This window comes from Catenulispora sp. EB89 (assembly GCF_041261445.1).
GTDB lineage: Bacteria > Actinomycetota > Actinomycetes > Streptomycetales > Catenulisporaceae > Catenulispora.
The window spans coordinates 265065-285247 of sequence record NZ_JBGCCU010000007.1 but is presented as its reverse complement, the minus strand read 5'-3'; the positions used below and the strand labels follow the sequence as shown (position 1 = coordinate 285247).

Sequence of the window (20183 nt, the reverse complement as noted above, 5' to 3'; positions counted from 1 at the left end):
GATGACCACCATCTCTTCTCCGGCCTCGCCGGCGGCTCCCGCCACGCCCGACACACCCGCGGTGCGGCTGGACCGGATCACCAAGACGTTCGGCGAGGACGCCGCGGCCGTCGCCGACCTGAGCCTGGACATCGCCGCCGGCGAGTTCTTCTCGCTGCTCGGGCCGTCCGGCTGCGGCAAGACCACGACGCTGCGGATGATCGGCGGCTTCGCCGATCCCACGGCCGGGACGATCCTGCTCTCCGGCCAGGACGTGACCCGCCTGCCGCCGAACAAGCGGAACGTCAACACCGTCTTCCAGAGCTACGCGCTGTTCGACCACCTCTCGGTGGCCGACAACGTCGCCTTCGGCCTCAAGCGGGCCGGCGTCGCCCGGGACCAGATCCGGCGCCGGGTCGCCGAGATGCTGGAGCTGGTGCAGCTGCCGGCCTTCGCCGACCGCAAGCCGCGCACCCTGTCCGGCGGCCAGCGCCAGCGCGTCGCGCTGGCCCGCGCCCTGGTCAACCGGCCGGCCGTGCTGCTGCTGGACGAGCCGCTGGCGGCGCTGGACCTGAAGCTGCGGCGGCAGATGCAGATCGAGCTCAAGCAGATCCAGCGCGAGGTCGGCATCACCTTCGTGTTCGTCACCCACGACCAGGACGAGGCGCTGACCATGTCCGACCGGGTGGCCGTGATGAACGCCGGGCGCGTGGAGCACTGCGGCACGCCCGAGGACGTGTACGAGCGCCCGGAGACGAAGTTCGTCGCGTCCTTCATGGGGACCTCGAACCTCATGACCGGCGTCTACCGGTCCGGTGCGGTCCAGATCGGCGGCGGCCCGGCGATCGCCGTGGGGCCGTGTCCGGAGATCGCCGACGGCGCCGAGGTCAGCGTCTCGATCCGGCCGGAGAAGATCTGGCTGTCGGACTTCGAGCCGGACATGCCCCGGGCCCGCGGGGTCATCAAGGACACCGTGTATTCGGGCCCGACCACTACCTACCTGATCGAGCTGGCGCCCGGAGTCACCGTCGCCGCGCTGGAGCAGAACACCGCGCGGTCCCGGAACGAGGACCGCTGGGTGGGCGGCGAGTCGGTCGAGATCGCCTGGAAGACCGAACACTGTCTGGTCCTGGTCTGATGCCGGCCCGCGAGGAGGACTCATGCACCACTATGACGTGATCGTCCTGGGCGCCGGCCTGGCCGGCCTGTCCGCCGCCCGGGACCTGGCCGCCGGCGGCGCGGACGTCCTGGTCCTGGAAGCCCGGGACCGGGTCGGCGGGCGGGTCGAACAGGCGATCCTCGAGGACGGCCGGATCCTGCAGCTCGGCGGCGAGGTCGTCGGCCGCGCGCACACCGCCTACCTGGGCCTCGTCGCCGAACTCGGCCTGACCCTGATCCCCAGCTACGTCGCCGAGCCGGGCGCCATGGTCCGCGCCACGCCGGAAGGCGTCTCGGCCGGGGGTCCGCCGCACTGGTTCGGTCCGGGCGACGAGGACTGCCAGAGAAGAGTGACGAAGGAGTTCGTGGACCTCGCCCAGACCGTCGACCCGGACGACCCGTGGTCGCACCCCGACGCCGCCGCGCTGGACGCGATGTCGGTGGGCCGGTGGCTCCGTTCGGCGGGGGCGACGCCGCAGGTCGTGCGGCTGTGGGAGATCGGGCAGCTCAGCCTGGCCAGCGGCTCGGTGGAGCGGACGTCGCTGCTCGGCGCGCTGCGCAAGAACGCGGCGGTACCGAGCGCCGGGCACTACGACTACGAGGACTGGGAGGGCCTGCGGGTCGCCGAGGGCTCGGCGACGGTCGCGCTGGCGATGACGGTCGAACTGGGGCACCGGGTGCGGACCGGGGCCGCGGTGGCGGCCGTGGACGTGCGGTCGGCGTCTGCGTCTGGGTCCGCGTCGTCCGGTCCGGGGCGCTGCCGGGTTCGCCTCGTGGGCGGAGAGACGCTGACCGCTGACGCGGTGGTCAGCGCACTGCCGGTGGGACCGTTGCGGTCCGTGGCCGTGACCGGGGTGTCGGACGAGCGCCTGGCTTCGCTGCACGCGCAGCGGCAGGCCTGCGCCGCGAAGCTTGCCCTGGCCTACGATCGGCCGTTCTGGCGCGTACAGGGGATGAATGGTTTGTCAGAGTGCGAGGATGTCCTGGGCAGCACCTGGCCGCAGGGATTCGGGCTGCTCTCGGCGCTGATTCCGCCTGAACGCTACGGCGTGATGCTGGGGATGCCTCCGCAGGAGCGTATGCGGGAGCTGATATCCGACGTCGCGCGGCTCTACGGGGCAGAGGCCGAGCAGCCGATCACCGCGTACCTGCGGATGTGGGGAAGCGACCCGTGGACACAGGGGTACGTGACGCAGTGGGCCCCGGGAGACGTGATGCGGGTCGGGCCCCTGCACGGCACGCATGAGCCGCCGTTCTACGTGTGCGGATCGGACCAGTGGGTCGCCGGGTACATGGAGGGCGCGGTACGGACCGGCCGCGCGACGGCCGGCGAGGTGTTGCGGCATGGCTGAGTTCCCGGATGTCCTCAACGTCATCGGCGGCCACGAATCCGCAGCGGCTTCCGGCGCGCGCCTGGACCTCGTTGATCCGTCGACCGGCCTGGTCGCCGGCCGTTCGGCGCTGTCCGGCGCCGACGACGTCGACGCGGCGTGTGCCGCGGCGGCCTCGGCGTTCGAGTCCTGGTCGGTGACCACTCCGGCGGAGCGCCAACAGGCGCTGCTGCGCATCGCCGACGGCGTCGAGGCGCGGGCCGGGGCGTTCGCCGACGCCGAGGTCCGGGAGACCGGCAAACCCCGGGCCCTGTTCCTGCGGGACGAGTTCCCGGCGATCGTCGACGTGCTGCGCTTCTTCGCCGGGGCGGCCCGGACCCCGCCGGGCGTGGCGGCGGCCGAGTACACCGAGGGCCGGACGTCGATGCTGCGGCGCGAGCCGGTCGGCGTGTGCGCGCAGATCACGCCGTGGAACTACCCGCTGATGATGGCCGTGTGGAAACTCGCGCCGGCGGTGGCAGCGGGCAACACCACCGTACTGAAACCCGCCGACACCACGCCCTCGACGACGGCGCTGCTCGCCCGGGTCGCCGCGGAGCACCTGCCGCCGGGCGTCGTCAACGTCGTGTGCGGCGACCGCGAGACCGGGCGCGCGCTGACGGCGCACCCCGCGGTCCGCCTGGTGGCCGTGACCGGAAGCGTCCGCGCCGGCCGCCAGATCGCGGCCGCGTGCGCCGCCGACCTCAAACGCGTGCATCTGGAGCTCGGCGGCAACGCCCCGGTCGTCGTGCACGACGATGTGGACGTGGAGGCGACGGCCGCCGCCCTGGCCGCCGTCGCGTTCTACAACGCGGGGCAGGACTGCACGGCCGCGACGCGGTTGCTGGTCGACCGGTCGATCCACGACGCGTTCGTGGCCGCGTTCGCGGAGCAGGTCAGAGGGCTGCGCACCGGTCCGTCTCCCGACGCCGACTTCGGCCCCCTGAACAGCGCCGCACAGCTGGCAGCCGTACGCGGTGTTCTGGAACGGCTGCCGGCGCACGCGGAAGTGACGGTGGGCGGCCACGCGCTCGACGGCCCCGGCTGGTACCACGAGCCGACAGTGGTCGTACATGCGGCGCAGGACGACGAGATCGTCCAGGAGGAGACCTTCGGCCCCGTGGTCACGGTGCAGTCGTTCGCCACCGAGGCCGAAGCGATGGCGCTGGCGAACGGCGTCCGTTTTGGACTCGCCGCGAGCGTCTGGACCCGGGACCACGACCGCGCGATGCGTGCGGTGCGCGGTTTCCGGTCCGGGATCGCCTGGGCCAACACGCACGGCACGACCGTGTCCGAGATGCCACACGGCGGAGTCGGGCACTCCGGCTACGGCAGCGATCTCGCGATGGCCGGGTTGCTGGACTACACGCAGGTCAAACACGTGATGATCTGATGCGCCGGTGGTGCGGTCCTCACGCGGAGCCGGCCAGGTCGCGAGCCAGGTCGCCAGCCTGCTCGCCTGCCAGTTCACCGGCCAGTTCACCGGCCAGTTCCAGTGTCCTGGCCTGCTCGGCGTCGTCGCCGACCAGGCTGACCAGCAGGTCGGTGGCGCCCGCGGCGGCGTACGCGCGGATCGCGGCGGCGACGGCGTCGTGGTCTCCGGCGACGACCGTCTCCGCGACGTTGCGCTGCCCCTGGCGGTCCAGCAGCGTCCGGTAGCTGGCGAAGTCGGACGCGAAGCCGACCACGGCGGCAACCTCGTCGCGCACGGCGTCCGGCCGGGCGGTCACGCTCACCATGACCGTCGCCACGACGCGCGGGTCCGCGGCCACCGCGTCGATCTTCGGCCGGATGTGGTCGGCGATCGTCGCGGGGGTCGCCCACACCGTGATCGTGCCGTCGGCCAGCTCGCCGGCGATGCGGAGCATCACCGGGCCGAGCGCGGAGAGCAGGACGGACGGAGGCTGCGCACCCGGCACCTGGAGATGGCCGGCACCCGACAGTTCGGTGCGCAGCGCGGTCAGGTATTCGCGGGTGTGCTGTGCGGGCCGGTCGTAGGACAGGCCATATACGCCCTCGATGAACTGCTTGTGGCTCGGCCCGACGCCGAGGGTGAGCCGGCCGCCGGTGGCCGCGGCCACCGTCAGCGCCTGCCCGGCCAGCGCGATCGGATGGCGCGGGTAGGTGTGCACGATGGCGGTGCCCAGCTCGATCCCGGGCACAGCCGCCCCGGCGAGCGCCGCGACGGTGAGCGGGTCCCACGCCAGGACCTGGTTGAAGAACGCGCTGGCCAGGCCGTGTTCAGCCGCTGTCCGAGCCTGCCCGATCTGGGACTGGGGGTCGCTCTGGTCTGCTACGTAAAGTCCGATCCGCATGGCGCACTCCAAGGTGAATTCAATATTCCGCTTCTGCGAAGGTAGCATAAGCTGAATCAGAGATTCCGGTTGATGGGAGGCCACGGATGCGAGCGGACGCGCTGCGCAATCGCTCGGCGATCACGAGCGCCGCCTTCCGCCTGGCCGCCGAACGGGGCGAGGCCGTGTCGATGGAGGACATCGCACGGGAGGCAGGCGTGGGCGTCGGCACCCTCTACCGGCACTTCCCGGATCGCCGCGCCCTGCTGGAGGACATCGCGATCGACACCCTGCGCACCCTGCTGGAGTCCACGCGCGCGGAAGTCGGCAGAACCCCGGCGTGGGAGGCGCTACTACGACTCGTGGACCGCTGCATGGCCCTGCCGCTGGCGCTGATCAAGTCTCTGATCGCCGACGCACCGGAAAGCCCCGAACTGCTCGCGCTGGAAGCCGAGGTCAACACACTGATCGCGGCCATCGCCGCAGCCGCGCAACGCGAGGGCGACCTGCGCGCCGACGTGCCGCCGGCCGAGGTGGTGCGCGTGCTCAACGTGGCGGTCTGCCGCTGCGGCGCTCGGCCCGACGACTACCTGACCCGCGTGCTGCTCGCCGGCCTGCGCGCGCCGAAGGACTAGGTTCGGAAGTCAGCCGCCGGACCGGCTACCCGTAGTACTTGTGCTCGACGTGCCCCGACTGGTCGATACCGAACAGATCGGTGCGGCCCGGCGCCCAGGAGACGACGGCGAGGCCCGACACGATCGGCGGCGCGTTGGCCCCCAACCCCTCCCAGGGCTGCCACGCGGCGCCGGTCCACCAGTGGTAGGCGGCGAAGTCAGTGCCCTGAGTGAAGACATCCAGCCGGACAGGTCCCCAGGCGGAGACGGCCGGCGCGAAGTCGAACAGGACTCCCGGCTGCGGGGCACCGGGCTCCGGCTGCCAGGAGGTCCAGCCGGTGCCGGTGGACCACTTGTGCCAGTAGCGATGGTCGGTTCCCACGCCGAACACGTCGATGCGGCCGGATGCCCCGGAGATCACCGCGGGGTTGGAGATGATGTCCGGTCCCAGCGATTCCCAGGGCATGCCGTTCACCCGTCCCGCCCCAGACGCCACTCGCCTTGTGAATCAGGGTACAGATTCACTATCCGCACATCATCGTGTCGCCCGCCGCGCCGGGACGCCGTCCAGGACGTCGGTCTCGCACGTCCTGCAGGTGCCCTCGGTGCAGGAGTAGAGGACCGGCACGTCGGCCGCGCGCAACCTGTCGAGGATCGATGCGTCGGCCGGGACGTCGAAGACGCCGCGGGTGCGGGACAGCTCGATCTCGAACCGGCGGTCGCCGGCGGCCGCACCGCGTGCCACGGCGCCCGCCTTCGGCTCGAAGCGCTCGACGTGCGGTTCGGGCCAGCCGGTGGTGCGGCAATACGCTTCGACCGCGTCGCGCAGGCCGCCCGGCCCGCAGCAGTAGACCTCGGTCCCCGGCGCGGGTACGCCGAGGTGCCCGGCGAGGTCGAGCAGGCCGTGCCGGTCCTGCGGACGCAGGATGACCCGGTCGCCGTAGCGGGCCAGTTCGTCAACGAACGCCATCGAGGACCGGCTCCGTCCGCCGTACAAGAGCGACCACTGCGCGCCGGCGGCCTCGGCCGCAGCGATCATCGGCAGAATCGGGATGATGCCGATGCCGCCGGCAACGAACCGGTAGCGCTCGGCCGGCCGCAGCTCGAAGCGGTTGCGCGGCCCGCGTGCCGAGACGCGCGTCCCGACCGACAGCCGGTTCGTAGAGGCGGCCAGAGCGCGAAGGCTGGCGAATCAGGAGTCGGATTCTCTGACGGCAGTCCGTCTCAACCTGGACGGAAGGCGTTCCCAACGATCAACCGGGCAAATTAGAGTTCTGCGATAGTCGTCACATCACCCCGGAAGGAATGCTGACGCCATGTCCCGTACTCCCCGAGCAAGCCGTCCGCGCTGGTTCGTGCCGCGCCGCAGGCGGGCCGCACTGGCAGCGGCGGCGATGCTGTGTGTCGCCGGCAGCGCCGCGGCACCCGCCTCCGCGACAGACTCCCCCGCCGTCCGCACGGCCGCCGCCGACCCGGTGACCGGACAACTCGCCTACGTCGCCGTGGGCGGAGCCTTCGGCCTGCCGAACGCCCTGGCCGTGATGGACACCCGGACCGACTCGCTCGTCGACTTCCACACCATGCCCCAGTACCTGAACGGCATCGCGGTGAACCCGGCGGGGACCCGGGTCTACGGGACCACGCAGGGCGCCGTCGTCGTCATGGACCCGGTGACCGACGCGACCCTCGGGACGATCCCGGTCGGCGCGAGCAACGGTGACATCGCGATCTCCCCCTCCGGCGCCCAGGCGTACGTCGCCGACTCCAGCGGCACCGGATCGGTCCACGTCGTCGACACCGCCGCGCAGACCGTGACCGCCACCATCGCGGCCGGCGGCGAGGGCCTGGCCCTGAGCCCGGACGGGACCCGGCTCTACAGCACCGGGCCTGGCGGAGTCCTGTCAGTGATCGACACCGCCACCGACACGGTCGTGGCGACCGTCGCCTGCGGCACCTCCACCGGATACGTGGCCGTCGACGGCACCGGAGCCCACGCCTACGTGACCGACTGGGCCACGCACTCCCTGTACGTCGTGGACGCCGCGACGGACTCCGTAACCGCCACCGTCTCGCTGGCGACCTTCGTCGGCAATCCGACCCGCGTGGTCGTCAACCCGGCGGGCACGACGGCGTACGTCGGCCAGGGCCCGGCCGGCGAGGTCCTGGGCATCGATCTGGCGACTCGCAATGTCCTGCACATCCTGCAGGCGGGCACGGGCATCCTCGCCGAGGCCATCGACAGTGCCGGGAGCAAGCTCTACGTGGGCGCCTCCGACGGCACCATGAACCCGGGGGGCTCGGTCACAGCGTTCGACACCGCCGGCCCGACCCAGAGCGGCGCGCTCGGCCTGGCCGGCTATCCCACCGGCATCGCCCTGGGCCCGACCTCGTCCGGCACGGCCGTGTCCTTGACGACCGCCCCGACCGGGACCGCCACGCAAGGAAAGCCGGTGACGCTGACGGCGACGGTGTCGGGAGCGGACTCCGGGACGGTGCAGTTCTACGACCGGACGTCGTCGGCCTACGGCCCCGTCCCCCTGGGCGCACCCGTGCCGGTCACCAACGGCACCGCCACCCTCAGCACCTCCTCGCTGACGCTCGACATCCACAGCCTCAGCGCCGCCTTCACTCCGGCCGCGCCCGGACTGTTGCGCTCGGCCTCAAGCGTGGTGAGCGTCCAGGTGATCCCCGCCGGCGTGAACGTCGAGCAGGCCTACAACGCGACCGGAACCGGCATCGTGATCAGCACGCTGTACACCACGGGTCCCCGGCTGCTGCTCGCGTTCGTCAGCTCAGACGGCCCCGCGCAGAAGCAGAGCGCCAGCATCACGAGCTCGGGTCTCGACTGGACGCTGGTGAAGCGCGCCGACAACCAGGGCGGTACCGCGGAGATCTGGTCCGCCTACGCCTCCGGTCCGCTGTCCGATTACGCCGTCGCCTCCTCACCGCAGTTCGACGGCTTCGACCAACAACTGACCGTCCTGGTGATCACCGGCGCGACGCGGGTCGGGGCGAGCGCCGCGGCCGGCAGTTCCACCGGTGTCGGACACGTGTCGCTGACCACGACCGGGGCCGGCTCGCAGGTGTACGGCGTCGGCGAGGACTACACCGACGCGCAGGCCCGGACCGTCGCCTCGGGGCAGCGGCTGTACAGCCAGTGGGTGGACACCGCCTCCGGGGACACCTACTGGACCCAGGGCACCAGCGGGACGACCATCCCGTCGGGGACCAAGGTCACCCTCTCCGACACCGCACCGACCGGCGATACCTGGAACATGGCAGCCGTCGAGGTGCTTAGTTCCGGTTCATAGCCGGGCTGGGCGAATTGCCGGGCTCGACTCACAGCCGGACTCGTTCCGCTGCAGGGACGACGATGACTTCCTGCAGCGGAATCAGCTTGCTGCCGATGTCGCCGATGATGTCGGCGGGGACATCCAGCTCCGTGAGCGTGTCCACAAGGTGGCCCACGACGCGGTCGAAGTGCTTCTGAGTGACCGCCAGGCGTGCGTGCGCCTCCTTCATCGCGCGGCCGGCGTAGATCTCGGAGCCACCGACCGCGGCGGCCAGGAACGAACGCTGATGCGCCTTCAGCCGCTCAAGATCCACACCCTCGAAGTAGCCCACGAGCTCCGTGTCCGCCAGGACCCTCGCGTAGAAATCCTCGACGGCCGCCACCAGAGCAGGCGCACCGCCGATCGCCTCGTAGATGCTCATGGCATCGATTTCAGGGCTGCTCCATACGGTCGGGATTGCCGACTGGTGACGGTTCGGTGAGAGCTTCCGCACGGTGCGTATCCGCGATCAGTGCCCGAGCGGAGCGCGACTGCGGCGAATACCGGAACCGGAACCCGAACCAGACGGGTCCGGCGAACCGAACGCGCCCGCCGAACCCCAGGCGTGGTACGTCGAGGACAGCCTGCCCGAGCACGAGGTCGGCACGTTCGCCGAATGGCCGGACGGGATGGTCGCCGAGGTTTTGAAAGGCTTGGCAGGCATCGGCCTGCTGGCTTCCGCGCACTAGTCGCCGGACGGCCGCCACTCCCGCCGGAGCAGCCCGTAGACCCACGAATCGGAGACCACGCCGTCGACGATGCAGTCCTCCCGCAACGTCCCCTCGCGCACGAAGCCGAGCTTCTCCAGAACGCGAGCAGATCCCACGTTGCGCGTATCGGTCTCGGATTGCACGCGATTCAAGTCCAGCGTGTCAAACGCCCACCCGAGCAGAGCGCGCCCGGCCTCGGTCGCATAACCCTGGCCCCACGCGGCATCGTCGAAGCAGTAGCCCAGCTTCGCGCTCCGGAAGTCCGGATTCCACGCTGGCACCGTGCACCAGCCGATGAACGCCCCGTCGGAGACGCGGTCCACGGCCAGTCGCACCCCGGAGCCCTCGCTTTCCATCTGCCGGCAACGTGCGATGAACTGCTCGGCCCGCGCGCGTTCGGTCCACGGCAGACTGTCCCAGTAGCGCAGCACATAAGCGTTGCTCTGCAGAGCGAAGAGGGCGTCCGCGTCCGAGTCTTCGAAGGCGCGCAGTCGAAGGCGAGCGGTCTGCAACGAGGGGGCGCGCAGGGACGTGCTCACATGTTCCTCCCATGATCGGTAGCCGGTCAATCAGACATCCGATACCGAGCGCTCGCAATGAGTTTTCGCGGCAGGACTACCTCTGCGGCAGGTCGCGTCACGTCCTCGCGGAGGGCACTCCCCCGCGTGGGAACAGGTCGAGGCCGCGCCGGTCGGCGTCGGCGGCGAGGACCTGCGTGGCCAGGTGCGACAGCCGCCTGCGGTCGCCGTCGGGCAGCCCGGCGACCAGCGCCTCGATCCGACCGGTGAAGGTCGCATGGATCTGGCTCGCCAACTGCCGTCCGGTTTCCGTGATCGACACCTGGAATGACCGGCGGTCGGACGTGCTCACGCTCCGCCTCACGAGGTCCCGCTTCTCCGCCCGGCTGACCAGCCCGGTGATCGAGGACTTGTCCAGGCTCAGGTAGCCGGCCAGCTCGTTCATCGTCGGCTCCCGGTCCGACAGGATGCCCAGCAGCCGGGTCTGGATGATCGACAGTTCGAACTCCCCCGCCACCTCGCCCAGCGCCTGCTGCACCAGGAACGACAGCTGCGTGAGGGCGTCCACCAGCCCGAGGTCTTCGCCGGGAGGCGGCGTTGCCGGGCTCTGCGGGGCGTGCGAGGAGTCCATGGACCCAGTCTATTTGCAAAAGTATGTGACGCCAACTAACTTAGTATGCGAGACAAACCAAGTGATCGGAGTGTGACATGGAGATCCAGGCCGCAGTGGTCAGCTCGTTCGACGACCCGCCGCGCTACGAGCCGTTCGAGCTACCGGCTCCGGCCGGCGAGGACCAGGAGCTCGTGGACGTCGTCGCCGTGGGCCTGCACCCGCGGGTGCGGACCGACGCCTCGGGCAAGCACTACACCAGCACCGGGAAGCTGCCGATGGTCCCGGGCATCGACGGCGTCGGCCGCCGGCCGGACGGTTCGCTGGTGTACTTCGCCGCCGATGACGACCTGGTCGGCTCGATGGCGACCCGGACGATCGTCGACCGGCGCCGCTGCGTGCCGCTGCCGGAGGGCGCCGACGCGGTGAAGATCGCCGCGGCGATGAACCCGGCCATGTCCTCGTGGGTGGCGCTGCGCCGCCGGGTGCCGATCCAGGCCGGGCAGTCGGTGCTGGTCCTGGGCGCGACCGGCAACGCGGGGCGGATGGCCGTGCAGGTGGCCAAGCGGCTGGGGGCCGGGCGCGTCGTCGGCGCGGGACGTGACCGCGACCGCCTGGCGACGCTCGCGGATCTGGGCGCGGACGCCGTCGTGGCGCTGACCGACGACGCCGAGGCGACCGGCGCCGCGCTGGCGGCCGCGGCCGGCGAGGTCGACCTGGTCGTCGACTACCTGTGGGGCAGGCCCGCGAGCGAGACGATGATGGCGCTGCTCGGCGGCCGCGCCGACCGCAGCCGCGCGCTCGACTGGATCCAGATCGGGGCGGTCGCCGGTCCGACGATCGAGCTGCCGTCGGTGGCGCTGCGCTCGGCGAACCTCCGGATCCAGGGCAACGGCCAGGGGGCGGTCTCGACCAGGGGGTATCTGGCCGAGCTGCCGTCGCTCATCGCCGAGATCGACGCCGGGGGCATCGCCGTCGGCACCCGGGTCGTCGCCCTGGCCGACGTCGAGGCGGCGTGGGCTGCGCCTGAGGTTCCGGGCGTGCGGACCGTTCTGGTCCCCTGACCTGAATACGCCACTCGCCACTCACCACTCGTCACTCGCCACGAGTTGACACGAACTAAGTTCGCCCAGTAGAACTTAGATCGTCAAACCGAACGAACTAAGTTCGTAACTACCTCGGAGGTACGTGATGCGAGTTTCCATAGTCGGAGCCGGTCTGGGCGGTCTGGCTCTCGCGCAGGGTCTGCGCGGTGCCGGTATCGAGGCCGACGTCTTCGAGCGCGACCCGGGCATCGTCGCCCGGTTCCAGGGCTACCGGCTGGTGTTGGACCCGATCGGCTACCAGGCCGTGCGCGACTGCCTGCCGACGCGGTGGCACCCGCTGCTGAACGAGATCGTCATGGACGCCGCCGCCGAGCAGCTGATCCTGGACCCGCAGCTGAACGAGATCGGCCGGCTCGGCGCGGGCCGGACCGGCATCGTGGTCGACCGGCAGGTGCTGCGCCATCTGTTGCTGACCGGCCTCACCGTGCACACCGACGCCGCGCTGACCGGCTACGACGTCCAGGCCGATGGCACCGTCCGCAGCGAGTTCGCCCGCCGCGGTCCGGCCACCGCCGACCTGCTCGTCGGCGCGGACGGCGTCACCTCCGCGGTGCGCCGGGTGCTGACGCCGCAGACCACCCCGACCGACACCGGCGTCCGGTTCGTCATCGGCCGCACCCCGCTGACCGACGAGTTCGCCGGCCTGTCCAAGGCCTACGGCTCCAAGATCGCCGGTGACGGCGTCAGCCTGCTCCTCGGCGCGATGCGCTTCCCCACCCCGCCGAAGCAGGCCGCCGAGCGCCTGGCGCCCGAAGTCACGCTGCCCGACATCGGCGACTACGTGCGCTGGGCCATGATCCTGCCGCCGGACGGCTCGCTGCACGACCTGAGCCCGCAGGACGCCGTACTGTCCCGTATGGACGGCTGGCACCCGGAGCTGCGCGCACTGATCGAGCAGGCCGACCCGGACAACAGCACCCTGCTGTCCATCCGCGTGGTCAAGCCCGGCGACCGCTGGACCCCCGGCCCGGTCACCCTCCTCGGCGACGCCATCCACGCCACCTCCCCGACCGGCGGCAACGGCGCCAACACCGCACTACGCGATGCCGACCTGCTCCGCCGCCGCCTGATCGAGGCCGACGCCGGCCGCCGGGACCTGCTCGGCGCGGTCGACGACTACGAGCGCCAGATGTTCGAGTACGGCGCCCAGGCCGTGCAGAGCAGCCTCGACAAGCTGCCCGCGTTCGCGCCCGAAGCGAAGCTGGCCTGAGGCCGAGCCGGCTCGCCAGACCCAGCTCAGCCGGTCGCCCTCGCGCCATCAGCGTTCATATATATGAACGCCAGTCACTAATCTGAAATTTTACCCGCCAACTCCTTGTGCGGCCCCGTATACGCGGACGACATTGTGTACCGCACGCGCGCACGCCCACGTTCCAGTCACGGATCCCGCGTCGAGCCAGGAGCTGTCACAGCGACCATGAAGACCGTTATACGCACGCGCGCCGTCACGGCTGCCGCGACCCTCGCCGCCGCCAGCCTCGCCGCCGCGCTGACCGGCGCCGCGGCGCATCAGCCCACGTCGACAGCCCCTGCGGCCGCCAGGGCCACATCCACCGGCCTGGCCATCACCGTCCACCCCGGCCAGACCGGCCAGCGGCTCCCCGCAGGCTTCGTCGGGCTCTCGTTCGGGGCCGCGACGGTCGCCGCCGACAACTACTCCAGTACCGACCTCGCCGGGTATCTCAGGACGCTGGGTCCGGCCGGGACCATTCGGGTCGGGGGCAACTCCGGCGACGGCACGTTCTGGACCTCCACCGGCGAGACGCCGCCGAGTTGGGCCACGTCCGGCACCATCACGCCGGCGAAGCTGGCGCCGCTGGCGGCGATCGCGAAGGCGGCCGGCTGGAAGGTGATCCTCGCGGTGAACCTCAAGCACCGGGATCCGGCACGGGCCGCTGATGAGGCACGCTACGCGCAGCAGATCTTCGGGCGCTCGCTGCTGGCGATCGAGGTCGGCAACGAGCCCAACTTCTACGAGGCCGACGCCGCCGCCTACTACGCCGACTTCGAGACCTACGCCGCCGCGATCCGGGCCGCCGTGCCGGGCATCCGGCTGACCGGGCCGGAGGCCGAGACGAACCACAGCTCGTGGCTCGCCGGCTTCGCCGCCGCCGACGCCGCGCACCCGGACGTCTCCCTCGTCACCGACCACACCTACCCGACGAGCGCCTGCGGCACCCAGGTCGCGACCATCCCGCAGCTGCTGGGCACCGCCTCGGTGCAGTACGAGAACGCCAACGCGCAGGCGGCGCTGAGCGCGGCGCGCCAGCTCCACGTCCCGGCGGCGATGAGCGAGACCAACTCCACGGTCTGCGCCGGTACCGCAGGGGTCAGCGACACCTTCGCCTCGGCACTGTGGTCCCTGGACTACAACCTGCTGCTCGCGCAGGACGGCATCACCAGCGCGGAGTTCATGGACGGCACCAACGCCGCCGGCTGCGACCCGTACACCCCGCTCTGCCCGACGACCGGCGACCTGACACCGCGTCCGCTGTACTACGGAATGCTCGCCACCGAGCTCGTCGGGAGCGGGGAGTTCGTCGCGCTGGACAACCCGGACGCCGCCGACGTACGCGCCTACGCCATCCGCGACCACGGCCACCTGACGGTGGTGCTCGACGACGTCCAAGACCCGGCGAGCCACACAGCCACGACGGTGAACCTGAACCTCGGCCTGCGCGGCCTGCACCGCGGAAGCCTCACCGCGCTGACCACGACTTCCCCGGCCGGGCTGGCAGCGACCTCCGGAATCACGCTCGGCGGACAGCAAGTCGGCGCACACGGAGCGTTCGGAACCCCGCAGCAGACGCCGGTCGAAGTGCGGCACGGGAACGCGAGCGTGACGGTGCAGGCGGGAAGCGCGGTCATCATCCGATTCAGCTGACGGCGCCCCGGATTCGGACAGGATTCGGCCATGGAGCGGGCCCGGCGTAGAGAGCAGTCAGTGCGAGCTCACGCCGGGGTCCGCCGCCGGACCACCACTGGAGCTCCCACTCGAATCCGCTCCCGAACTGGACCCCATGGATGACAACCGCGATGAAGGTCCTGACGACGACGTCGACGCGCTGCTGGATCCGGGACCGCTACCGGTGGTCTGCGGCAAGCCCGAGGTGCCGGAAACAGACGGCATCGGCGTCGAAGTACTGGCCGGCGGTCCCACCGGAGTCGTACGGTCGGGCGCGGGAGCCGAATGCGTACTCAGCACCAGCACAGCGGTCGCGGCACCCACCGCAGCAACCGTCCCGATAGCCAGAACCGACATCCGCAACGAAAACCGCCGCTCCTGCGACGACGGACGGATCGCGGCGACCCGACGCGCCAGATCCGCCGAAGGCTGGATGTCCTCGGCCCGGGTGGCGAAGTGTGCCCGCAGCGCCTGTTCCCCGTATTCGCCGTAATCGACCCGCTCAGCCTGATCGCTCATCGTGGAACCTCACTTGTCGAGGTCAGTCGGCCGTGGAGCGCTTTGAGCCCCCGGGACGCGTGCGTCTTCACCGAGCCGGTCGAGATGCCGAGCGTGTCGGCGATCTCGCGCTCGTCCAGGTCGCACCAGTAGCGCAGCACCAGGACCGCACGCTGCCGGGCGGGCAGCGCGGCCAGGCCGGCGGCGAGGTCGCCGGACGGATCCGCGTCGCCCGAGCCGGACCCGGGCCCGGAACCGGAAGGAGACCCCGACCCACCCACCGCATCCCGGCCAGAGCCGAGCAGGTCCAGATCGGTGGCATCACCGATCGGCGTGTCACGCCCGCGCTTGAGCTTCCGCGTCCGGTCGATCGCGAGGTTCACCAGCACCTTGCGCGAGTACGCCTCAGGATTGTCGCCCCCGATGCGCCGCCAGTGCCGCGCCGTGCGCTCCAGCGAGACCTGCACCAGGTCCTCGGCGGTGTGCCGGTCCCCGACCAGGAAGACCGCGGTGCGCAGCAGCCGGTGCATGATCCCGCGCGCGAAGAGCTCGAAGTCCGCCTCCGCCCGGTCCCCCAACGCTGCGCTCCCGTCAGCCACGCCCACCCCGCGACGGCCTCCTGCACTGCCGCGGGGACTGGACGGTACACCAGTTGATCACCTCAGCGCGCCGCCGACGACACCGGCGCCGAGCCGGACGAGCGGGTGTCGACCGGGCCCGAAGGCGAGGAGGACCAGCCACCGGAGCCGGGCCCCGAGGACACCGGCCCGCTCGGCGCAGAAGACGACCCCGACGACCCCGAGGACACCGGCCCGCCGGGCGCCGAAGACGACCCCGAAGCCGAAGGCCCACTCGACACCGGCGCCGAACCCGGCCCCGAAGAAACCGGCCCGCCCGGCACCACCGAGCCCGCCGGCCCCACACCCCCGGCGCCCGCCGAAGCCGCCTGCGACACCCCGATCCCGATCCCGGTCACGGCCAGCACCCCCAGCCCCACCCCGACACCCGTACTCCGCAGGTTCCGCTTCCGCGCGATCGCCATGTCACACCCTCTTCCCCGGCGGGCCCATCGCCCTGCCACGCCCTCCTCAACTCCGCCCGCCGGCCGCGCGTTGACACGACTTCCGACTTTCTCGCCGCCGTCCCCACACCCCGGCGCGCTATCGTGGACACCACAGCAAGACACCACAGCAAGACAACAGAACCCTCCGTCGATGGCCCCGGCGCGCCGCGAAGCGCCGCCACCGAAATGAAGTCCTCGATGATCCGCCCGACGATCTCGACCTCTCTGCCGGAGCCGCAGAAGCCCCTCCGGTGACCGCATCCGCCGTGCGGGTGAAGTCACCCCGCGATCTGCGCACCGAACGCCGCCGCCGCACCCACAGCTGCTGGGACCACCTCATCGCCGCACCCCTGTGGCCGATGCACGACGCCAACCTCGGCACCCTCCTGCGCACCTGCGACGCGGTCGGCGCCTGCCTGGCCGTCCCGAAGCTCCCCTGGGTCCCCGACGCCCTGGCCCGCGGCAACACCCTGCGCAAACCCGCCTGCGTGCACTGGACCGGCGACCAGCTCACCTGGCTCTCCCGCCAGCACGCGCGCAAGGACACGAACGTCGTCGGCGCCGAACTCGCCGACGAAGCCGTCCGCCTCGCCGACCTCCCGGCCGCCCGCACCCGCACCGTCCTGGTCCTCGGCCACGAACGCGACGGCATCCCGCCCGACGCCGTGGAACTCCTCGACCTGGCCGTCGAGATCCCCATGATCGGCACCGGTGCCAGCCTGAACGTGGCCGTGGCGGGATCGCTGGTGCTGTACCGACTGGCCGGGCTTTTGTGACGGGACGTGCCGCCCGTTGCGACCACCGGTGGGGCCCGGACCCGAAGGCCCGGACCCCACCACCTGGTCAAACGCTCACATCACTCGCGATCATGCATAGACGCCGAACTCGTACAGCGAGTAGCCGTACGTGGTTCCGCGCCGCGTCCCGTACATGCGCACATACCGGCCGGTCCCCGAGACATCGAACGTCTCCACCCCGCCGGCACCGGTCGTGGTGCTGTACACGGTGGTCCAGTTCGTCCCGTCGTTCGAGACCTGGATCTGGTACGCCTTGCCGTACGCGGACTCCCAGCCCAGCTGGATGTGCTTGATCGCAGTGCTCTGACCCAGATCGACCTGGAGCCACTGCGGATCGCTCCAATCACTGGCCCACCGGGTCGACCAGTTGCCGTCGGTGGCGTTCGACGCCACGTAGGTCTGCCCGTTGCCCGCGGCCTGGAAGGACGAGGCCGTGGTCGGTTTGCCCAGCGCCACGTTCGTCCCCGCGACCGGCGGCGCGACCACGCGGAACGACGCGGACTGGATGCCGACGCCGCCGTGCTGGTCGTAGACGTACACGTAGACCTTCCACACGCCGAGCGTCTGCGGCGCGGTGACGGTGAACGCTCCCGGGCCGGTCTGCGTGTAGCTGGACGGCGACTGCAGCGCGGTGGCGCTGTTCACGTACTTGCTGGACAACGCGACGTTGTAGCTCAGCGCGTCGCCGGTGTGGTTGTTCGCCGCGACGTTCACGGTGAACTGGCCCCCGGCCGGGACGCTCGCGGTGTTGCTGAGCGTCATCGACGTAATCTCTGGCGGGGTGTTGGTCTGCGCCTGGCCGGTGAAGGCCTGCTTGACCGCGTAGTACGACAGCCGCCGCCAGCCGCCGGTGAGCAGGTTGAACCAGACGCCGCCGAAGTCGTTCTCGACGCCGTAGTTGAACAGCGTCCCGCCGAAGGAGACGCCGGGATGCCCGGCGATGCAGTTCCACGCGCTGGTGTAGCCGTCGCGCTGCTGCTGGTCGGTGGGCTCGGTCGGCACGCCGTTGGCGTCGTTCGGCACCTCCCACTCGCCGGCGTCGCCGGACTCGGTGACGATGTACGGCTTGGTGTACCCGCCGTTGGTCCAGTCCGTGTTCACGTTGCAGACCGAGCCGTAGGAGTTCACCGCGAGCAGGTCCAGGCTCGGCGTGTACTGCTTGTAGTACGGCCAGGCGCCGGTCCAGGCGTCGGTCGAGGTGACCGGGTGGTTCGGGTCGATGGCGTGGATCGCCTCGGTGATCTGCTCGACGTACTGCGCGTACGCGTCGCGTTCCTGCTCGACCGTGGCGCCGTTGGGATACGTGTAGTTCTGCGAGGTGAGGATGACCTCGTTCCCGACGTCCCACATCAGCGTCGCGGGATGGTCCTTGTACTGCGCGACGTACTGTTTGATGGTGTTCAGGGTGTTGGTCTTGTACGTCGTGTCGTTGACGTAGTCAGCTCCCTGATTCAGCCAGAAGCCGTTGATCACCTTGATGCCGCGCGCCGCCGCCGCGTCCAGCAGTGGTTGCGACGTCCCGTCGGTACCCCAGGTGCGGATGGTGTTGACGCCCATCGAGGCGGCGTCGTTGAGGTAGCCGTCGCCGGCCTGGTTGCCCGGGCCCCACGTGACGCCCTTCACCTGGTACGGCGAGCCGTTGACGTTCAGCTGCCAGTTCCCCTGACTGCCGGTGACCTTCACGACGTTCGAGCCGGTCGCGGCCGGCGGCGGCGTCAGCGGGGTCGGAGCCGGGCCGGTCGTGGTGTAGACGGAGATCGGTCCGACGCTCAGCGTGCCGCCGGAGGTGGTGGCCGCGGTCGGCGAGGTGCAGCCGCAGTCGGCGTTCGGCCAGGAGCCGCCGACCGCCAGGTCCAGGATCAGGAAGAAGCCGTGGTCCACGGCGTTCTGCCAGGTGGTCACGCCGACCTGGCTCTCGCTGACCGACCAGGTCTGCACGCCGTCCACCGAGAAGCGGATCTGCTCGTCGGACTGCGTGCGGTCGATGACCTCGGTGTACGTGTGGTACGCGCTCAGGCAGCCGCTGCAGGTTCGCAGACCGCTGCCACGCCCGCTGTACTCGTTGCACGGACCGTTCGGCGCGACCCCGCAGTGCAGGCCGGACGAGGTGGTCGAATGGCCGTTGACGTTCTCCATGATGTCGGTCTCGCCGATGGCCGGCCAGGTGCCCGAACCCGTCCGCGATCCGTTGCCCAGGGCCCAGAACGCGGGCCAGTAGCCGGCCGGGTTCGCCACGTTCGGCTGCTTGATGGTCGCGGTGACCTCCAGCTCGCCGCCGGCCGGGGCGGCGAAGTCGGAACGCTGCGTCTCGATGCGGCCTGAGGTCCAGTTCCCCGAGCTGTCTTCGAGGGCTGTGATGTTCAGGTGGCCGTTGCCGTCCACGGAAACGTTTGCGGTGGACGACGAGGCCGATTCGACCTCACCGGTGCCCCAGTCCGCCGGACCGCCCGGCGAGTTGTGGCCGGTGTCCTCGATCCAGTTGGACGCCGACGGCGCGGTGCCGGCCGTGCCGCCGAACGTGTCCTGCCACACCAGGTTCCAGTTCGGCGGAGGCGGAGTGCTGCCCCCGCCTCCGTAGACGCTGAACTCCCACAGCGAGTAGCCGTAGCCGGTGTTGCGCGCCGTGCCGTACATGCGGATGTAGCGACCGCTGCCGGACACGTTCAGCGTTTCGGTGCCGCCGGGGCCGGTGGTGGTCGAGTAGATGCTCGTCCAGGTCGAGCCGTCGTTCGAGGTCTGGATCTGGTAGGCCTTGCCTGAGGCGGTCTCCCAGTTCAGAACGACCTCGCAGATGCTCTGCGTGCTGCCCAGGTCGACCTGGAGCCACTGCGGGTCAGAGAACTGCGACGACCAGCGCGTCCCAGTGTTCCCGTCCACCGCGGCCGAGGCCGGGGTACCGGCACCCTCGATCGAGGAAGCCGTCGCGGTCTTGTTCAGAGCCAGGTTCGTACCGGTGTCGCAACTCGCCGCCCGGGCCCGTACCGCCCCGAGTGACGGTACGGACAGAACAGCGAGCATCAAAGCCAGGACCAGCAGTAAAGCCGACGATCTTCGTGCGGGGAACATGACCCTCCTACGCGGGTGGCGGCGGTGAACTGACCATGCGGGGAGGGCGCCCCTTCGGTCCTGAATCGTCAACCCTCTGCTGTGGGGTGTCAAGAAGGAACCGGTTCCGGAACTGGTTTCGGAACCGCTACCGAAACCAGTTCCGGAACCAGCTCTGTATTGA

The 20183-nt window shown here is 70.7% G+C and carries 19 protein-coding genes and 1 pseudogene; 11 read left to right on the top strand and 9 right to left on the bottom strand.

Annotated elements, in window-relative coordinates; genetic code table 11:
- The first annotated feature begins 1 nt into the window (after window position 1).
- From ABH920_RS17845 to ABH920_RS17835, 3 genes are read left to right on the top strand one after another with little or no spacing between them, the layout of a single operon-like run.
- Entirely contained in the window at window positions 2-1117 is a 1116-nt protein-coding gene (locus ABH920_RS17845; protein WP_370350126.1) for an ABC transporter ATP-binding protein, read from the top strand.
- A gap of 22 nt (window positions 1118-1139) precedes the next feature.
- Window positions 1140-2489, top strand: a complete 1350-nt coding sequence (locus ABH920_RS17840) for a flavin monoamine oxidase family protein (RefSeq protein ID WP_370350125.1) — start codon at window positions 1140-1142, stop codon at window positions 2487-2489.
- Window positions 2482-3900, top strand: coding sequence for an aminobutyraldehyde dehydrogenase (locus ABH920_RS17835; RefSeq protein WP_370350124.1), 1419 nt, complete (start codon window positions 2482-2484; stop codon window positions 3898-3900). Before ABH920_RS17840 ends, ABH920_RS17835 begins: the two co-directional genes overlap by 8 nt.
- Before the next feature lie 19 nt (window positions 3901-3919).
- Here ABH920_RS17835 and ABH920_RS17830 read toward each other — a convergent pair whose 3' ends face one another.
- A complete protein-coding gene (locus ABH920_RS17830) occupies window positions 3920-4822 on the bottom strand; it encodes a TIGR03564 family F420-dependent LLM class oxidoreductase (RefSeq protein WP_370350123.1) in 903 nt (300 codons plus the stop codon).
- Window positions 4823-4908: 86 nt separating this feature from the next.
- Here ABH920_RS17830 and ABH920_RS17825 point away from each other — a divergent pair, with 86 nt between their 5' ends.
- Entirely contained in the window at window positions 4909-5436 is a 528-nt protein-coding gene (locus ABH920_RS17825) for a TetR/AcrR family transcriptional regulator (RefSeq protein ID WP_370350122.1), read from the top strand.
- A 25-nt stretch (window positions 5437-5461) separates the two neighbouring features.
- On the opposite strand, the gene ABH920_RS17820 is transcribed toward ABH920_RS17825, so the two are convergent.
- Complete coding sequence (locus ABH920_RS17820) at window positions 5462-5881, bottom strand: hypothetical protein (RefSeq protein ID WP_370350121.1); 420 nt, start codon at window positions 5879-5881, stop codon at window positions 5462-5464.
- 81 nt (window positions 5882-5962) lie between these two features.
- Window positions 5963-6571: pseudogene (locus ABH920_RS17815) on the bottom strand (2Fe-2S iron-sulfur cluster-binding protein); the annotation flags it as partial.
- Window positions 6572-6731: 160 nt separating this feature from the next.
- On the opposite strand from ABH920_RS17815, the gene ABH920_RS17810 reads away from it, so the two are divergent.
- On the top strand, window positions 6732-8726 hold the full coding sequence (locus tag ABH920_RS17810; protein WP_370350120.1) for an Ig-like domain repeat protein: 1995 nt from the start codon (window positions 6732-6734) through the stop codon (window positions 8724-8726).
- Between the two features lie 28 nt (window positions 8727-8754).
- On the opposite strand, the gene ABH920_RS17805 is transcribed toward ABH920_RS17810, so the two are convergent.
- Window positions 8755-9129: a group 1 truncated hemoglobin gene (locus tag ABH920_RS17805; protein WP_370350119.1), complete on the bottom strand. Its 375-nt coding sequence runs from the start codon at window positions 9127-9129 to the stop codon at window positions 8755-8757.
- 73 nt (window positions 9130-9202) lie between these two features.
- On the opposite strand from ABH920_RS17805, the gene ABH920_RS17800 reads away from it, so the two are divergent.
- The gene (locus ABH920_RS17800) at window positions 9203-9436 is read left to right on the top strand and encodes a hypothetical protein (protein ID WP_370350118.1); all 234 of its coding nucleotides are present in this window, start codon (window positions 9203-9205) and stop codon (window positions 9434-9436) included.
- Here ABH920_RS17800 and ABH920_RS17795 read toward each other — a convergent pair.
- Window positions 9433-9996 carry a GNAT family N-acetyltransferase gene (locus ABH920_RS17795; RefSeq protein ID WP_370350117.1) on the bottom strand — a complete coding sequence of 188 codons (564 nt, stop codon included), beginning with the start codon at window positions 9994-9996 and terminating at the stop codon, window positions 9433-9435. The genes ABH920_RS17800 and ABH920_RS17795 overlap by 4 nt on opposite strands.
- Before the next feature lie 97 nt (window positions 9997-10093).
- Window positions 10094-10606 (bottom strand): MarR family winged helix-turn-helix transcriptional regulator, encoded by a 513-nt coding sequence (locus tag ABH920_RS17790; RefSeq protein ID WP_370350116.1) that lies wholly within the window; start codon window positions 10604-10606, stop codon window positions 10094-10096.
- A gap of 77 nt (window positions 10607-10683) precedes the next feature.
- Between ABH920_RS17790 and ABH920_RS17785 the strand changes: the two genes are divergently transcribed.
- The 4 genes from ABH920_RS17785 to ABH920_RS17770 all read left to right on the top strand — a co-directional run bounded on the left by ABH920_RS17785 (window position 10684) and on the right by ABH920_RS17770 (window position 15089).
- Window positions 10684-11649, top strand: coding sequence for a zinc-binding alcohol dehydrogenase family protein (locus ABH920_RS17785; protein ID WP_370350115.1), 966 nt, complete (start codon window positions 10684-10686; stop codon window positions 11647-11649).
- 127 nt (window positions 11650-11776) lie between these two features.
- Window positions 11777-12901, top strand: a complete 1125-nt coding sequence (locus ABH920_RS17780) for an FAD-dependent oxidoreductase (protein WP_370350114.1) — start codon at window positions 11777-11779, stop codon at window positions 12899-12901.
- Between the two features lie 207 nt (window positions 12902-13108).
- A complete protein-coding gene (locus ABH920_RS17775; RefSeq protein ID WP_370350113.1) occupies window positions 13109-14575 on the top strand; it encodes a glycosyl hydrolase family 79 C-terminal domain-containing protein in 1467 nt (488 codons plus the stop codon).
- 136 nt (window positions 14576-14711) lie between these two features.
- A complete protein-coding gene (locus ABH920_RS17770) occupies window positions 14712-15089 on the top strand; it encodes a hypothetical protein (RefSeq protein WP_370350112.1) in 378 nt (125 codons plus the stop codon).
- A gap of 22 nt (window positions 15090-15111) precedes the next feature.
- Here the strand turns inward: ABH920_RS17770 and ABH920_RS17765 are convergent, their stop codons facing one another.
- Both ABH920_RS17765 and ABH920_RS17760 read right to left on the bottom strand, forming a co-directional pair.
- A complete protein-coding gene (locus tag ABH920_RS17765; protein WP_370350111.1) occupies window positions 15112-15693 on the bottom strand; it encodes a sigma-70 family RNA polymerase sigma factor in 582 nt (193 codons plus the stop codon).
- A 62-nt stretch (window positions 15694-15755) separates the two neighbouring features.
- Window positions 15756-16136 (bottom strand): hypothetical protein, encoded by a 381-nt coding sequence (locus tag ABH920_RS17760; RefSeq protein WP_370350110.1) that lies wholly within the window; start codon window positions 16134-16136, stop codon window positions 15756-15758.
- 272 nt (window positions 16137-16408) lie between these two features.
- Here ABH920_RS17760 and ABH920_RS17755 point away from each other — a divergent pair, with 272 nt between their 5' ends.
- Window positions 16409-16933, top strand: a complete 525-nt coding sequence (locus ABH920_RS17755) for a TrmH family RNA methyltransferase (RefSeq protein ID WP_370350109.1) — start codon at window positions 16409-16411, stop codon at window positions 16931-16933.
- A gap of 90 nt (window positions 16934-17023) precedes the next feature.
- On the opposite strand, the gene ABH920_RS17750 is transcribed toward ABH920_RS17755, so the two are convergent.
- Window positions 17024-20020, bottom strand: coding sequence for a discoidin domain-containing protein (locus ABH920_RS17750; RefSeq protein ID WP_370350108.1), 2997 nt, complete (start codon window positions 20018-20020; stop codon window positions 17024-17026).
- Window positions 20021-20183: the final 163 nt, after the last annotated feature.

Bases quoted from the DNA above. Each gene is read 5' to 3' on its own strand.
- ABH920_RS17845 (WP_370350126.1), top strand. From the start codon at position 2: ATGACCACCATCTCTTCTCCGGCCTCGCCGGCGGCTCCCGCCACGCCC.
- ABH920_RS17840 (WP_370350125.1), top strand. From the start codon at position 1,140: ATGCACCACTATGACGTGATCGTCCTGGGCGCCGGCCTGGCCGGCCTG.
- ABH920_RS17835 (WP_370350124.1), top strand. From the start codon at position 2,482: ATGGCTGAGTTCCCGGATGTCCTCAACGTCATCGGCGGCCACGAATCC.
- ABH920_RS17830 (WP_370350123.1), bottom strand. From the start codon at position 4,822: ATGCGGATCGGACTTTACGTAGCAGACCAGAGCGACCCCCAGTCCCAG.
- ABH920_RS17825 (WP_370350122.1), top strand. From the start codon at position 4,909: ATGCGAGCGGACGCGCTGCGCAATCGCTCGGCGATCACGAGCGCCGCC.
- ABH920_RS17820 (WP_370350121.1), bottom strand. From the start codon at position 5,881: ATGCCCTGGGAATCGCTGGGACCGGACATCATCTCCAACCCCGCGGTG.
- ABH920_RS17810 (WP_370350120.1), top strand. From the start codon at position 6,732: ATGTCCCGTACTCCCCGAGCAAGCCGTCCGCGCTGGTTCGTGCCGCGC.
- ABH920_RS17805 (WP_370350119.1), bottom strand. From the start codon at position 9,129: ATGAGCATCTACGAGGCGATCGGCGGTGCGCCTGCTCTGGTGGCGGCC.
- ABH920_RS17790 (WP_370350116.1), bottom strand. From the start codon at position 10,606: ATGGACTCCTCGCACGCCCCGCAGAGCCCGGCAACGCCGCCTCCCGGC.
- ABH920_RS17785 (WP_370350115.1), top strand. From the start codon at position 10,684: ATGGAGATCCAGGCCGCAGTGGTCAGCTCGTTCGACGACCCGCCGCGC.
- ABH920_RS17780 (WP_370350114.1), top strand. From the start codon at position 11,777: ATGCGAGTTTCCATAGTCGGAGCCGGTCTGGGCGGTCTGGCTCTCGCG.
- ABH920_RS17775 (WP_370350113.1), top strand. From the start codon at position 13,109: ATGAAGACCGTTATACGCACGCGCGCCGTCACGGCTGCCGCGACCCTC.
- ABH920_RS17770 (WP_370350112.1), top strand. From the start codon at position 14,712: ATGGATGACAACCGCGATGAAGGTCCTGACGACGACGTCGACGCGCTG.
- ABH920_RS17760 (WP_370350110.1), bottom strand. From the start codon at position 16,136: ATGGCGATCGCGCGGAAGCGGAACCTGCGGAGTACGGGTGTCGGGGTG.
- ABH920_RS17750 (WP_370350108.1), bottom strand. From the start codon at position 20,020: ATGTTCCCCGCACGAAGATCGTCGGCTTTACTGCTGGTCCTGGCTTTG.